The sequence below is a fragment of the Pseudobutyrivibrio sp. 49 genome, from assembly GCF_900100545.1.
In the GTDB taxonomy this organism is placed as follows: Bacteria; Bacillota; Clostridia; order Lachnospirales; family Lachnospiraceae; genus Pseudobutyrivibrio.
In genome coordinates, this window is the sequence record NZ_FNDP01000001.1 from 643,948 (window position 1) to 658,643 (window position 14,696).

At 38.8% G+C, this 14,696-nt stretch carries 15 protein-coding genes; all 15 read right to left on the reverse strand.

The window, feature by feature from the left end; all coding sequences use genetic code 11:
• Positions 1–5 precede the first annotated feature (5 nt).
• Positions 6–1,520: a DAK2 domain-containing protein gene (locus tag BLP54_RS02915; protein WP_090166552.1), complete on the reverse strand. Its 1,515-nt coding sequence runs from the start codon at positions 1,518–1,520 to the stop codon at positions 6–8.
• A 15-nt stretch (positions 1,521–1,535) separates the two neighbouring features.
• Entirely contained in the window at positions 1,536–1,895 is a 360-nt protein-coding gene (locus BLP54_RS02920) for an Asp23/Gls24 family envelope stress response protein (RefSeq protein WP_090166554.1), read from the reverse strand.
• Between the two features lie 112 nt (positions 1,896–2,007).
• Positions 2,008–2,193, reverse strand: coding sequence for a 50S ribosomal protein L28 (rpmB, locus tag BLP54_RS02925; RefSeq protein ID WP_015549663.1), 186 nt, complete (start codon positions 2,191–2,193; stop codon positions 2,008–2,010).
• Between the two features lie 121 nt (positions 2,194–2,314).
• Positions 2,315–3,748, reverse strand: a complete 1,434-nt coding sequence (locus BLP54_RS02930; RefSeq protein WP_090166556.1) for a peptidoglycan D,D-transpeptidase FtsI family protein — start codon at positions 3,746–3,748, stop codon at positions 2,315–2,317.
• Entirely contained in the window at positions 3,741–5,069 is a 1,329-nt protein-coding gene (locus BLP54_RS02935) for an FtsW/RodA/SpoVE family cell cycle protein (protein ID WP_090166558.1), read from the reverse strand. Before BLP54_RS02935 ends, BLP54_RS02930 begins: the two co-directional genes overlap by 8 nt.
• A 1-nt stretch (position 5,070) precedes the next feature.
• On the reverse strand, positions 5,071–7,179 hold the full coding sequence (locus BLP54_RS02940; RefSeq protein WP_090166560.1) for a peptidase U32 family protein: 2,109 nt from the start codon (positions 7,177–7,179) through the stop codon (positions 5,071–5,073).
• A gap of 55 nt (positions 7,180–7,234) precedes the next feature.
• Positions 7,235–7,660, reverse strand: a complete 426-nt coding sequence (gene zapA / locus BLP54_RS02945; protein ID WP_090166562.1) for a cell division protein ZapA — start codon at positions 7,658–7,660, stop codon at positions 7,235–7,237.
• Between the two features lie 74 nt (positions 7,661–7,734).
• The gene (gene ruvB / locus BLP54_RS02950; RefSeq protein ID WP_090166564.1) at positions 7,735–8,748 is read right to left on the reverse strand and encodes a Holliday junction branch migration DNA helicase RuvB; all 1,014 of its coding nucleotides are present in this window, start codon (positions 8,746–8,748) and stop codon (positions 7,735–7,737) included.
• 37 nt (positions 8,749–8,785) lie between these two features.
• Positions 8,786–9,403 carry a Holliday junction branch migration protein RuvA gene (ruvA, locus tag BLP54_RS02955; RefSeq protein WP_090166566.1) on the reverse strand — a complete coding sequence of 206 codons (618 nt, stop codon included), beginning with the start codon at positions 9,401–9,403 and terminating at the stop codon, positions 8,786–8,788.
• Positions 9,404–9,422: 19 nt separating this feature from the next.
• Positions 9,423–10,856, reverse strand: a complete 1,434-nt coding sequence (gene miaB, locus BLP54_RS02960; protein ID WP_090166568.1) for a tRNA (N6-isopentenyl adenosine(37)-C2)-methylthiotransferase MiaB — start codon at positions 10,854–10,856, stop codon at positions 9,423–9,425.
• Positions 10,857–10,870: 14 nt separating this feature from the next.
• Complete coding sequence (locus BLP54_RS02965; RefSeq protein ID WP_090166570.1) at positions 10,871–12,115, reverse strand: glutamate-5-semialdehyde dehydrogenase; 1,245 nt, start codon at positions 12,113–12,115, stop codon at positions 10,871–10,873.
• Positions 12,102–12,701: a 5-formyltetrahydrofolate cyclo-ligase gene (locus tag BLP54_RS02970; protein WP_090166572.1), complete on the reverse strand. Its 600-nt coding sequence runs from the start codon at positions 12,699–12,701 to the stop codon at positions 12,102–12,104. The genes BLP54_RS02965 and BLP54_RS02970 overlap by 14 nt, the downstream gene beginning before the upstream one ends.
• Positions 12,682–12,903: a DUF896 domain-containing protein gene (locus BLP54_RS02975; RefSeq protein WP_176754442.1), complete on the reverse strand. Its 222-nt coding sequence runs from the start codon at positions 12,901–12,903 to the stop codon at positions 12,682–12,684. Before BLP54_RS02975 ends, BLP54_RS02970 begins: the two co-directional genes overlap by 20 nt.
• 1 nt (position 12,904) lies before the next feature.
• On the reverse strand, positions 12,905–13,738 hold the full coding sequence (gene proB, locus BLP54_RS02980) for a glutamate 5-kinase (protein ID WP_090166574.1): 834 nt from the start codon (positions 13,736–13,738) through the stop codon (positions 12,905–12,907).
• A 155-nt stretch (positions 13,739–13,893) separates the two neighbouring features.
• Entirely contained in the window at positions 13,894–14,685 is a 792-nt protein-coding gene (locus BLP54_RS02985; RefSeq protein ID WP_090166576.1) for an RnfABCDGE type electron transport complex subunit B, read from the reverse strand.
• Positions 14,686–14,696: the final 11 nt, after the last annotated feature.

Consider the following 14,696-nt stretch of genomic DNA (forward strand, 5'->3'; position numbering starts at 1 on the left):
TACATTTACTCCACTGAAACAATGTAAGCGTAAACAGCCTGACCACCTTCGGAAATCTCTACCTCAAGATCTGGGTATTTCTCTTCGATTTCCTTACCAAGTGCTTCAGCCTTTTCCTGATCACTGCCTTCACCCCAGTAAATAGATACTACAGCAGAATCTTCAGAAACCATCTCATCGATCATCTCCTTGAAAGCTACAGAAATATCTGCATTTACTGAAAGAAGTCCTGAATCACCCATGCCCATCCAGTCGTCCTTTGTGATTTCCTTATCGTCAATCATAGTGTCACGGACAGCATAAGTAACCTGACCAGTCTTAACATTCTTGATTTCCTCAGTCATGTTAGACTCATTATCCTCAACGCTTGCATCTGCATCGAAGGAAATAAGAGCTGTAATTCCCTGTGGAATAGTCTTTGTAGGGATAACTACAATCTTCTTATCCTCGCAGATTGCTGCAGCCTGATTAGCAGCAAGGATAATATTTTTATTATTAGGTAATACAAATACAGTCTTTGCATTAACCTTTTCTACTGCGCTAAGAATATCATCTGTACTAGGATTCATAGTCTGACCACCTGGAATCATGTAGTCACAACCAAGCTCAGTAAAGATAGATGTGAGACCTTCGCCTGTAGCAATTGAAACAAAGCCCATTTCCTTAGCTGGCTCTGATGGAGCAGCCTTAGGCTCTTCCTTTGTCTCAGAAGCTGCCTCGTCACCAATCTTAATATCACTAACGCTTCCTACTGAAAGCGCCTGAAGCTTAGACTGAATCTCCTTAATCTGATATGTAGCAAGTGGCTTATCAGTCTCAATAACGAACTCAACAGTAGTCTTAACCTTTTCAGCTGTCTTAACAACAACTTCTCCAGCTGCTACTGGCTCGTAATCAACCTCTTTGCCAATAAGAGCATCATAAGCACCCTGAAGTACGCAAACAAGTCCCTGTCCGCCAGAATCTACAACGCCTGCCTGCTTAAGTACAGGAAGCATATCTGGTGTCTTTGCAAGAACATCCTCTGCTTCAGCAATAACAGCCTCAGCAAACTCAACGATATCGTCAGTCTTGCCCTTCATTTCCTGTGCCTTATCAGCTGCACCTCTGGCAACAGTAAGGATTGTACCTTCCTTTGGCTGCATAACAGCCTTGTAAGCTGTCTGTACGGCCTTTTCAAAAGCCTCAGCTAAAATATCAACTGTAACCTCATCGTAATTTCCCATGACCTTTGTAAGACCACGGAAAAGCTGAGATAAAATAACACCTGAATTACCTCTGGCACCACGAAGTGAGCCAGATGAAATAGCCTTTGCAACCGTCTTCATATCTGCATCCTTAAGCTCAGAAACAGCATTTGCTGCAGACATGATAGTCATTGTCATATTGGTACCTGTATCTCCATCAGGTACAGGAAAAACGTTTAATTCATTTATCCACTCTTTTTTAGCTTCGAGATTCTTTGCTCCCGAAAGAAACATCTTTGCTAACAAAGACGCATCGATAGTTTGGATCTCCACTATAATATTGCCTCCTTAGTCGATAACTCTTACGCCCTCAACATATATATTAATCGTATCTACATTTAATCCTGTAAATGATGATACTTTGTACTTAACTGTCTCCATGAGATTCTCAGCTACAGCCTCAATGCTTACACCATAAGAAACGATTACATGGAAATCAAGTAATATAGCGTTATTTTCGTTAATAGTAACGCTGATACCATGATTTAAGTAGTCCTTCTTCAAAAGCTTAACCAAGCCGTCTTTCATATTAACAGCCGCCATACCTACAATACCGAAGCATTCTACAGCAACTGAACCAGCATAGGTCGCAATAACGTCTGTGTCTATAACAATCTTACCAAGTTCTGTTTCCATTTGACCTTGCATAAAACTTAACCTCCAAATTCGCATATTTCTTCATGATGAATAATTATATACTAATCTGAGAAAAAATAAAAGTCACCCTTTCGAGTGACTTTCAATATCGTGTCATGTAAGATTAAGCACGCTCAACCTTGCCAGAACGTAAACAAGAAGTACATACATATAACTTCTTAGGTGTTCCATTCACATTACACTTAACGGACTTCACATTAGACTTCCACATATGATTGGATCTTCTATGAGAATGGCTCACATTGTTACCGAAATGAGCGCCTTTTCCACAAACTGCACATTTTGCCATGATTGCACCTCCTTGTAATATATTTCAAAAACCAAGTTGCCTCTGATTAAGCAACAAATGGATTATAGCAAAGCAAATTAGAAATTGCAATCATTTTTTCCTAAATAAATACTAATTATTGCTAATTTCCCAAATAAGCCTTGAAAACATCAGCTGCCAAAGGGGCCGCATACTTGCTACCATAGCCGGCTCCCTCCATAATAACAGCTATCGCCAGCTTCTTTCCATTATCATTAATTGCGTAGCCAACAAACCATGAATGAGTAATCTTTTTATTTTCAGTATACTCAGCTGTTCCTGTTTTGCCGTATACCTTTAAATCGCCGAAATTCACCTTTTCTGCTGTTCCTTCTGTAACAACAGCTTCCATATACTCTTCTAATAGTTCTGCCTCCTGAGAAGACATAATCTGACCATATAAAGCAGGTTCCGTCTCAGAAACCACTTCCCCATCGTCACTAATGATTCTATCAACCAAATAAGGTTCCATTAAGGCTCCATCGTTTGCAATGGAAGAAACCAACATACACATATGAAGCGGTGATACGGTAGTTTTGCCCTGACCTATAGCCGTCTGGGCTACAATACTTTCTTTTGTATCTTTATTTATTTTAAATTTGGAGGCTTTAGCCCCGTTCAACATTGTAGGCAGTGATTTATTGAAAAGTAAATCTTCTGCTGTAGACTGGAATATATCCCTATCGAGCTCCACTCCAATTGATGCATAGGCACTATTGCAGGAATTAGAAAAAGCCTTAAGCAAATCTTCCTGTCCATGAGATTTATTACCACTACAGTGAATGGTGTAATCATCCACCAAAAACTTTCCATCACACTTATAAGAAAAATCAGAAGACGAATTACCATCTCTTAAATATGCTAACGTGGTAACAATCTTAAATGTAGACCCTGGCGGATACGCTCCATTGGAGGCTCGATTCAAAAGAGCTGAATCTCCTTTTTCAGTATCATTTATATCATCCCAGTATTTATCGATAGTATTTGGATTGTAGTCAGGTTTTGACACCATGGCAACAACCTTTCCTGTTTCAGGATCTATTGCAATAACAGCACCATCAAACATACCAAGTCCATCATATGCAGCTTTTTGCGCATCATAATTAAGAGTGGTATAAAGGCTGTCTCCCATACTTTTTCTGCCAGTAAGACTGTTATTTATCTGATCACTAAGTGAAATATGTGATTTCAATAAATCAAAAGAATAAGACGACTCCAGCCCAGCCATACCATGACCTACATATCCAACTGCATGTGAAAACAGCCTCTCATCTGGATAAACTCTTACCTCATTTCCTTCGTCATCTTTAGTTGTTTTTGCCATTGCCCTGCCATCAGCAGTATAAATTGGTCCCCTTACAACATCATCCGCAAAAACAGAAAATCTGGAGTTGTAGGAATTATATATAAACTCTCTTGAGTCAAATAACAAAAAGCGCAAAAAATAAACTATCATCGAAATAAAAAGAATTCCAAAAATGACAGCCACCACATATATTTCTTTACGCACTGATTTTTTATTGTGATTATTAGTCATATCTTCTTCGGCCTTTCGCTGTACGCCACAAATCTTCTGAGCATTCAGCTATAAAAAATCCTATAAACATTGATAACAACGAGCTTCCACCATAACTTATAAATGGAAGTGTGACACCAGTAGATGGAATAAACTTAATAACACCACCTATATTAAGCACTGTCTGAATACCAAAAATAACGGCAATACCGCTTACAACCAGCATATAGAAACTGTTGGAACAACTAAATGCCATGTTAAGAATCATAATAGTTGAACACATGTAAATAATTATAAGACAGGCCGCTACAACGGCGCCCATTTCTTCTGAAATAGCCGCAAATATAAAATCTGAAACAACAACAGGAATCTTCGCTGGCATACCGTTATTAATTCCAGAGCCCAGCCAACTACCGGTGCCTATCGCAAACAGTGACTGGGAAATTTGATAGCCCTGATTATCTACTACCGAAAGTGGATCCAGCCATGCTACAAATCTTGTCTGAATATGCGGGAATGCATTAAAGGCTATTATTCCGCCAACTATCGCTCCACCTATTTCTAAACCAAGTAAAATATAATTTTTGTAGGCTATAAAAGTAAGGAAAACATAGGCTACAAGGAATATCAATGCTGTTCCCAAATCTTTAGAATGAACAAGCACCAGCACATGAGCCGCAGCTCCTAAAGTAGAAAATAAATAGCCTCTAAAATCCTTGAAGGTAACAATACATCCTGCGATAAAAAACAGATATGTAAGTTTTACTAATTCACTAGGCTGAATACGAATTCCCAAAACATTAAAGGAAAGTCTGGCACCGTATTCCACATTACCTATAAAACTAATAGCAAGCAATGCCATAATTCCTATGACCGCGAACGCCAATAAATAACGGGATATTTCTGGAATTTTTCTAAGAATATAGATAACAGCCACAGCCATAATCAAAGAAAACACGCCATTAATTAGCTGTCTAACTGATTTATCAATATTTAGTCTTTCGATGGCCACAAAGCTGAAGCAAAGCATCAAAAGAACATTATTAATCAGTGCCTTAGAAGCAGGCACTGATAAACTGTTTAATAATATAGCGGTGATAACCAAAAAGCCCAGTTGAAAAACCGCCAAAAGAATAATATTGAAATCTTCCCTTGCAAAATACAAAACAGCAACAGAATTGCAAAGGAATAAAACTATCATTACCGCTTGAATTGTAGTAAGTACACTACTAACTGCCTCACTAAATTTAGGCTCTAAAATCTGAAGCAAATCTATGATAGTAAATATAATAATGTATGAAAGTATAGTAATTCTTGAAAAAGAAGTAATTACGCTAACCACTCTATTCTACGCCTCTTTTTAAATGTCCTTTTGTGTAATCTTCTTTGATATGAACTAATTGATTATTGTTAAAAACATTATCGTATATACGAAGTATCTCCTGAGTTTCTTTAAAATCTTCAAGAGTGAAATCAAGTCGAAATTCCTTGACTCCAAGATCCAACAAATCAGCTTTCAAATCAAAAGCAATATACTTCTTGCTATTATAAATAGTGTTATAACAATAATCGCAGTTACATTTAATTATGTGATTCTCATTCTTTCTGTCTACAAGAGTCACCGTGCCGTTATTTTTCTTGCAGCCTACAGTATTTTTAATAGTGCAGTTGGCTGTAATCATCATCGGAATACGACTGTAAACTATCATCTGAGAATGCGCATTATCTCTATGCTTAAGCTCTTTAAGGGAAAGCTCATAAGAAATGCAATCTCTGTTTAATCCAAGATTTCTATATCCCTTAATGCTTCGATTATTAAAAGTATAAAGTCTATGATCAAGAATTACCTTTTCAAAAGGATATCCCTTCTCTTTTAACCATCCAAGTTCATCAAAAGATGCTGCTATAACTCCTGCAGCTGATTCTGGAATTGAAATATTGGTATATTCTGCTCTTAGGATTGGAGGTAAATAAATATATAAATCTCCATCAAAAAGATTTCTTGCCTCGTTATATAAATTTGTTGGAACAGCTATCGACTTTATAAAATCAAAGCCAATGACCGCTTTAAGCTGTTCAAGGGTAGAAACCGTAACAAAAGTGTCCTGACTCTGGGAAATATTACCCTTAAAGGACATTTTTTCAAAGTCATTAATTGTTGGCTTAGAAGAATTTCCGGAAATATTAAATAAAAGATTTTCAACAGCTTCCCTTCTGGCATTCTTAATTACTGATACAGGAAGGAAAATATCTTCATCTGCATCAATATCAAGCTTAACTAATTCAAAAGGTGTGTTACCAAGTCCAGCAACTGCCTTTTTAATATCCTCTTCTGTAGTAGGCTTCTTGCTAGCCTTTTCTATTACCTGACCAAAAGCTTCGCCGACCTGTCCATTATTATCGTAAAAACGAACTAAAAATTCTTCACCGAGCAAAGCTTTAACTCTACAATCCACTTTAATTTTTGATGAATTTTCGTAGGCAGGCTCTGTTTCAGTTTTTGTATGTGATGGCGCCTCAAAGGTAATCATATCTGGTCCATTATGCTTGTGCATATATAAATCTGTAAAACCACTACGATTACCGTAATCAAGAAGCTTCTGAATATCCTCCTGGGAAACAGAATAATTACGAGCGCCCTTATATAAATATTCATCTAAATAATGTCTGTAAACACTAACCACTCCTGTAGCATAAGAAAGCTGCTTCATACGTCCCTCAATCTTAAAGGACATAACACCAGCTTCAATCATCTCGGGAAGGTAATTGATTGTGCAGAAATCCTTTGGTGAAAGGATATAATTTCCCTTTTTATTAAGCTTTTTGCCATTTTCATCAAACGCATCATATGGCAAACGGCAAGGCTGTGCGCAGCGGCCTCTATTACCTGAGCGACCACCTATAATAGATGACATAAGACATTGACCTGAATAACAAACACAAAGAGCTCCGTGAATAAAGCTTTCAATCTCAAGATCAGGGCACATCTCATGTATCTTGGAAATCTCCTGACAAGAAATCTCTCTTGCTGTAACGATACGTGCTGCACCCAAATCTTCTAATAGCTTTGCACCATATCCTGTACAAGTGCTAACCTGAGTGCTCACGTGAATATGAGTATCTGGAAAATATTCTCTGATAAAATTAAATACACCAAAATCCTGAACTATAAAGGCATCGATTCCATTTTCAACGTATGCACGTAAATATTTATATAAATCGCCTTCAATCTCAGGATTTTTAAGCAATGTATTTACAGTAAGATAAGCCTTTTTCCCACGTATATGAGCGTATTTAATTGCTTCTGCAGCCTCCTCTATAGAGAAGTTCTTAGCGTAAGCTCTGGCGCCAAATAAATCGCCACCGAAATAAACGGCATCCGCTCCCGCATCAACAACTGCTTTAAAAATTTGCAAATCACCTGCTGGTGAAAGTAATTCTAATTGATTCATAAATTTCCTTTACTATTTATAAAAATAAAAACGAGTCCCTATGAAGGGACTCTGATTAGTTGTCTGATAACGAACCTAGAAGAGCATCCTCTAGGGAAGCCTCAAGCTTTGTCTTATGAAGAAGAAGCTCTTTGTTCTCCTTCTCAAGCTTTGCAATAGTCTCTTCTAATGTCTCAGTTTTCAGCTGAGCTGAAATTAAATCATGCTTAAGATTATATATTTCTTTGTCACGAATATCTAAATCTGACTCCAGAGATTCAACCTGTGTTTTGGCTTTGAAGTAGTCGTCAGCAATATTCAGCTCTAGTAATGTTGCTTTAAGGTCAGCTGAAATACGCTTGTATCCATCAATTGAATTAAACTCATCAAGCTTAGAATTGATGTAATTAGCTACGCGCTGAAGGTATTCCTCCTCCTCGTAACCACTTAACGTATATACTTTTCCGCCTATAAGCACCTTTGCGCTTTTTTCGGAAACCATAACGCATCCTCCCGTCAGAATTTCATGTTTAATTATATATTTCTTTAGGCTTAAAAACAAGTATTTTGGCTAGTCTAGATAACATTTTCTGGGACCGGCATATTGAAATGTTCATATGCAACCTTAGTGGCTACTCTGCCCTTTGGCGTGCGAATTATAAGACCATGCTGTAAAAGATATGGTTCATATACATCCTCTATTGTACCTGAATCTTCACCAACTGTAGCGGCAAGATTATCAAGTCCTACTGGACCGCCATTAAAACGCTCAATAATAGCAAGCAGTATATTTCTATCGTTATTATCAAGTCCTAATGTATCTACCTCAAGAGAATCAAGAGTGGCAGAAGCTACCTCCTTTGTAATCTCACCATCATAACGAACCTCCGCATAATCTCTTACGCGCTTTAGGTATCTATTGGCAAGACGAGGAGTTCCTCTGGAACGAAGAGCTATCTGATATGCGCCCTCATAATCTATTGGAGCATTAAGCTTTGCCGCAGAAGCTGTGACAATAGTAGAAAGCTCCTCTGGAGTGTAATAATCCATATGTCCAATGATTCCAAATCGATCTCTAAGAGGTGCAGAAAGAAGTCCCGGTCTTGTAGTAGCACCAATTAAAGTAAATCTAGGAAGCTTTGTGTGAATTGAACGGGCTGTAGTGTCTTTACCCATAACAATATCTACAGCAAAATCCTCCATTGCTGAATAGAGAGTCTCCTCTACAGGCTTTGAAAGACGATGGATTTCATCAATAAATAAGATATCTCCATCCTTAAGAGTCATGAGCACAGCTACAATCTCGCCTGGGATAGTAATAGCTGGGCCAGAGGTAACCTTTATATTAGAACCCATCTCTCCTGCAACAATCCCTGCAAGAGTAGTCTTTCCAAGTCCTGGAGGGCCATATAAAAGCACATGATCCAAGGCATCCCCACGATTCTTTGCAGCCTCAATATAGATTTTCATATTTTCCTTGACCTTAGTCTGTCCGATATAGCCATCAAAAGACTTTGGTCTAAGAGCATTATCATTTACAAGATCTTCATGACTTGCTATTGTTGATGTAATTTGTTTATTTGATAACATTGTAAAACTCCCTGAATTTTTGGTAAAATTCTCTATCCTATAAGAATGACATCTGTTTAAGTGTGTCACTCAAAAGCTGCTCTGTAGTGGTAGACTCGGTGATTGTCATTTTATCGAGAGCACGGGCTGCATTGCTTGCAGAATATCCAAGTGATACCAGCGCTTCAAGAACTTCTTCCTTAACAGAAATAACAGGAATAGAGCTCTTCTTACCTGATAAATCAGAAGTAATCTTAGCTTCAAAGGCACCAATAATATCAACCTTATCCTTGAGATCAATAATGGCACGCTCTGCTGTCTTTTTGCCAATTCCAGGACATGCAGCAAAAGCCTTAGCATCTTCTCCTGCTACAGCAAACTGAATATCACTAACTGTCATGTTACTAAGGATAGCAAGGGCTCCCTTAGGACCAATTCCACTAACTGAAAGAAGAAGCTCAAACATCTTAAGCTCCTCCTTATCATAAAATCCATATAAAGTAAGAGAATCTTCTTTTGGAATGAGCTTTGTATTAAGCTTTACTTCTGAGCCAATATTTGGCAACTGCCTGATTGTACTCATAGATGAGCTAATAGCATAACCCACTCCATTATTCTCTATAATTACAATATTCTCATCAATATCTGAAAGTGTGCCGCGAACGTAAGCAAACATACACTCTCCCCCTTGTTGTTTATTCTGAGATTTCTCCTATGAAGTAGAATCCCTTACAACAGTTTAACCTAACCTTAACGATTTTTCCAATCATAGATTCATCTCCTGGGAAATGAACAGTTACGTTGTTTGCAAGCTTACCTGAAACAAGTGAAGCATCCTGCTCGTTAACCTCTTCTACAAGAACCTCCTGAACAGTTCCCTCTAAAGACTTAACCTTATCATGGCCATGCTTCTGAACAAGGGCAAGAAGTCTGTCGAAACGATCCTTTACAACATCCTCTGGCACCTGATTCTCCATAGCCGCTGCAGGTGTTCCTATTCTCTTAGAGTAGATGAAGGTAAATGCTGAATCATAGTGAACCTTATCTACTACATCCATAGTATCAAGGAAATCTTCCTCTGTCTCACCAGGGAAACCGACGATGATATCGGTAGTAATTGCTACATCAGGAATACGGGCACGAAGCTTCTCAACCAAGCCAAGATAGTGCTCCTTTGTGTAGCGACGATTCATCTTCTTAAGGATTTCTGTGCTACCTGACTGAAGAGGAAGATGCATGTGATGACAAACCTTATCACATGTAGCCATAGCCTCGATTAATTCATCAGATAAATCCTTTGGATGAGGCGTCATGAAACGAATACGCTTTAATCCCTCGATATCATTTACCATACGAAGAAGGTCTGCGAAAGTAACCTTTTCCTCAAGACCCACACCGTAAGAGTTAACATTCTGTCCAAGAAGCATTACCTCTACAACGCCATCAGCCACAAGACTCTTAATCTCCTCAACGATATCCTCAGGCTTTCTAGAACGTTCACGTCCACGAACATAAGGAACGATACAGTATGAGCAGAAGTTATTACAGCCAAAGCTGATATTTACACCAGACTTAAATGGGTATTTACGAGAAATTGGAAGGTTCTCTACGATTTTGTCGGTATCCTTCCAGATATCAATAATCATGCCCTTTTTATTGAGAAGTGCTGTAGTAAATAACTCTGCAAATTTATAGAGATTGTGTGTACCAAAAATAAGGTCTACGAACTTGTAATTAGCTTTAAGGTGCTCAATAACTGAAGGCTCCTGCATCATACAACCGCAAAGACCAATCATCATATCCTTATTCTTTTTCTTATAGCCATGAAGGATACCAAGATGACCATAAACCTTATTATTAGCATTCTCACGTACTGTACATGTATTGTAGATGACAAAATCTGCATTCTCATCCTCTGTCTCCACATAACCAATCTGCTTTAAAATACCAAGAAGCTTTTCAGAATCTCTGGCATTCATCTGGCAGCCAAAAGTAGTAACACAGCAAGTAAGCTTACGGCCCTTTTCCTGCTCCTTCTTAGCTACAATCTTCTTTGCTTCCTCAATAAAATAATATTGACGCTCTGGCTCCTGATCTGGAGCATTGTTTAATAAATCTGTAATACTCATTTAAAAATCCTATCTTACTTTCTAATCTGACCATCGCCATAGATGGTGTATTTATAACTTGTTAATGCAAGTAGTCCCATTGGACCTCTTGCATGAAGCTTCTGAGTGCTTATTCCAATCTCAGCACCAAAGCCAAATTCAAATCCATCAGTAAATCTGGTGGAAGCATTTACATAAACACAGGCTGCATCGATTCCACTTAAGAATTTCTCTGCGTTTTCCCTATCATTTGTGATGATAGATTCAGAATGACCTGTATTATATTTATTGATATGGGCGATTGCCTCATCAACATTTGAAACTGTTTTTACAGAGATAATGTAATCCAAATACTCTGTAGCAAAATCCTTTTCTGTAGCTGCATCTGAGCCTTCCATAAAGGCTCTGGATTTCTCATCAGCAAATATCTGCACGCCATGTTCTCTAAGCTTGGAATTCAAAGCTGGAAGAAGTTTTGGCGCTATCTGTTCATTGATTACAAGAGACTCGCAGGCATTGCAAACTCCAATACGCTGAGTCTTAGCATTTTCGATAATGCTAATAGCCATATCAATTTCAGCATCATAATCTACGTAAATATGGCAATTACCTGATCCAGTTTCAATAACTGGAACAGATGCGTTTTCAACAACTGATTTAATAAGGCCAGCACCGCCTCTTGGGATGAGCACATCAATGTAATCATTCATGCGCATCATCTGATTAGTAGATTCTCTTGTAGTATCTTCTATAAGTGTTATGGCATCCACTGGAAGACCATTTTCCTGTAAAGAAGCCTTTATTACCTTAACTATAGCTTTATTTGATTCTAATGCGTCACTGCCACCCTTAAGAATAACAGCATTTCCGGTCTTAAAGCAAAGTCCAAAGACATCCGCTGTAACATTAGGTCTGGCCTCGTAAATTACACCTACAACACCAATTGGAACAAGACGCTTTTTTATCTTCAGTCCATTAGGTCTGTCAAATTCTTCAGTAATCTTTCCGATTGGGTCTTCAAGCTCTACAACAACTCTAAGACCATCAGCCATTCCTTTGATACGGCCTTCGTCAAGCTTTAAGCGGTCCAAAAGTCCTTGATTAAGTCCTTTTTTCTCGCCGTTTGCCATATCAATAGCATTGGCACTTATAATTTCAGAGCTGTTTTTCTCAAGTGCGTCTGCCGCGGCAAGAATAGCTTTGTTTTTAACCTCAGTGGAAAGTAGTGCAATCTCGTATTTAGCTTCTTTAGCCTTTGCTGCAAGTTCAATTAATGTCATAGCCTTTTCTCCTTAAGATGCGCCTGTCAGTAACTATAATATCCATTGGAACATCATGCTCCTCTGGGATTATTTCATTATTAATCTGAGAGTTGAAGCAAAGACCAATTTTTGTCACATCACTATTCTGATGGAAAAATCTGTCGTAATATCCCGCTCCATAGCCCAGTCGATTAAGGTTAGTATCAAAAACCAATCCCGGCGTAAATACGACGGTAGCACCATCATTATTATAAACCGGAAGGTCATCATTAGGCTCCATGATGTCGTATGCACCCAGGTGAAAATCTGTAGAAAGATTAGAAACCCTTCTAAAAATCAATTGGTGATTTTCCTTATCAGATACTGGGAAATACAATTCTTTCCCTTTATCTAAAAGATGCTTATACAATAAAAGTACGTCCACCTCTGAGCCAAATGGATAAAAGCATAAAAAAATATTAGCTCTTTCAAAATCAGATTCTAAAAGAGCTTTTAAACTAATAACGATTTGTTGAGATAGGAACTGCCTGTCAAAGGTTGCAATACTATCTCTCATTAATTTGTGTTGTTTTCTAAGAGTATTATTATTTTGACTTCTTTCCATATTTTTCGCCAAGGTTTTCTACCTTGCCATTTTCGTCAACAATGTCAATGTTATTGAGCTGCGCACGAACATTTCCTTTGATAGCATCGATATATGCTCTTCTAAGCTTTGCCTGCTCTTCCTTTTCTGCATCAGTAAGACCTTCTGCCTTACTCTTGTGATATAATTCGTTGATTCTTGCAATATCTTTCTCTGTAATCATTTTAATCCTCTAATAAATCTAAGACTCGGACATCATCACGTTTATTAGCGATAAACAATGTGCCCTTATCCTTATTCTCAAAAATACGATGTATATTACCGATGTGTGCTCCGTTAGTGATAACCATATCTGCGCCGCTGTATGTGGCAATCTGTGCTGCACGAAGCTTTGCAGTCATGCCACCTGTACCAACATTTGATGTGCTTTCCTCTGAGGCCATACCCATAACAGCATCCAAGTCCTCAACTATAGGAACAAACTCCGCATCTGGGTTTGTATTAGGATTGTCTGTGTAAAGACCATCAATATCTGAAAGCAATACAAGAGCGTCAGCCTTAACAAGGGCTGTAACGATAGCTGAAAGGGAATCGTTATCGCCAAACTGAATCTCGTGTGTGGCTACTGTATCATTTTCGTTTACAACAGGAATAACGCCAAGTGCGAAAAGCTGCTCGAAGGTATTACGGGCGTTTTCTCTGGACTCTGGATCGGTCATAGTCTTCTTAGTCATAAGAATCTGACCTGCTCGCTGATTATACTCTGAAAACAGCTTCTGATAAACCGACATCAAATAAGCCTGCCCGATAGAGGCACAAGCCTGCTTTGTAGCCAGGTCCTTAGGACGATCCTTAAGGCCAATGGCATAACGACCAACTGCGATGGCACCAGATGAAACAAGACATACATCCTTGCCCTGAGCTCGCAAATCACAAAGCTGTCGAACTAAACGCTCCAGCTTAGTGTAATCAATGTTACCTGTAGCTTCATGTGTAATAGTGGATGAACCAACCTTAACTACAACACGCTTCTTCTTAGTAAAATCATGTCCGTACATAGCGCTTCTCCTATTTATATTCCGCATTATCATACCACTTACCACCGCGTTTAGGCAAGAGAAATCAGCGCCATCCTAGTATAACATGCTCCCGCAAGCCAAGTTTATTTTTGGCGCAAAAAACCCTTAGCTTAATTTGCTAAGGGTTTTACGATTTATAAAATTATATGTCTTGGACAAACTTCGGCGCACTTACCACAGCTTGTACACTTACTTTGGTCGATGTGAGCAAAGAATCCATCTACTGTGATTGCACCAACCTCACAAGTCTTTTCACACTTGTGACATCCTATACAACCAACCTTGCAGACAGCCATAACATCCTTGCCCTTATCATTATTGTGACAACGAACTGCATGTCCTGCTTCGTAAGGAATCAGCTCAATAAGGTGATTTGGACAAGTTTCAACGCACTTACCACAAGCCTTGCAGGCTTCCTTGTCTACTACTGCAACTCCATCGATGATGTGAATTGCATCAAATGGACAAGCCTTTACACAAGAACCAAATCCCATACAACCATAAGAGCAGGCTTTAGGTCCACCACCTGGAACAAAGGCCATTGCTTTACAATCTTCTACACCAGTGTAATCGTAAAGCTGAGTAGCATGATCACATGTACCATGACACATTACAAAGGCAACCTTACGACCACCTTCCTCTGCCTCAACTCCCATGATTTCTGAAACTAAGGCAGCTACTGGAGCTCCACCAACAGGACAACCATTTACAGGAGCCTCGCCCTTTGCAATTGCAGCTGCAAGACCAGAACATCCGGCATATCCGCAACCACCACAGTTATTTCCTGGAAGTACTGCAAGTACAGCCTCCTCCTTAGGATCAACTGCTACCTTAAATTTTTCAGAAGCGAAACAAAGGAAAAATCCAATAATACAACCGGTAGCGCCAACAATGACTGCTGCCAAAAAAATTCCTGCAATACTCATACGTCAGCCCT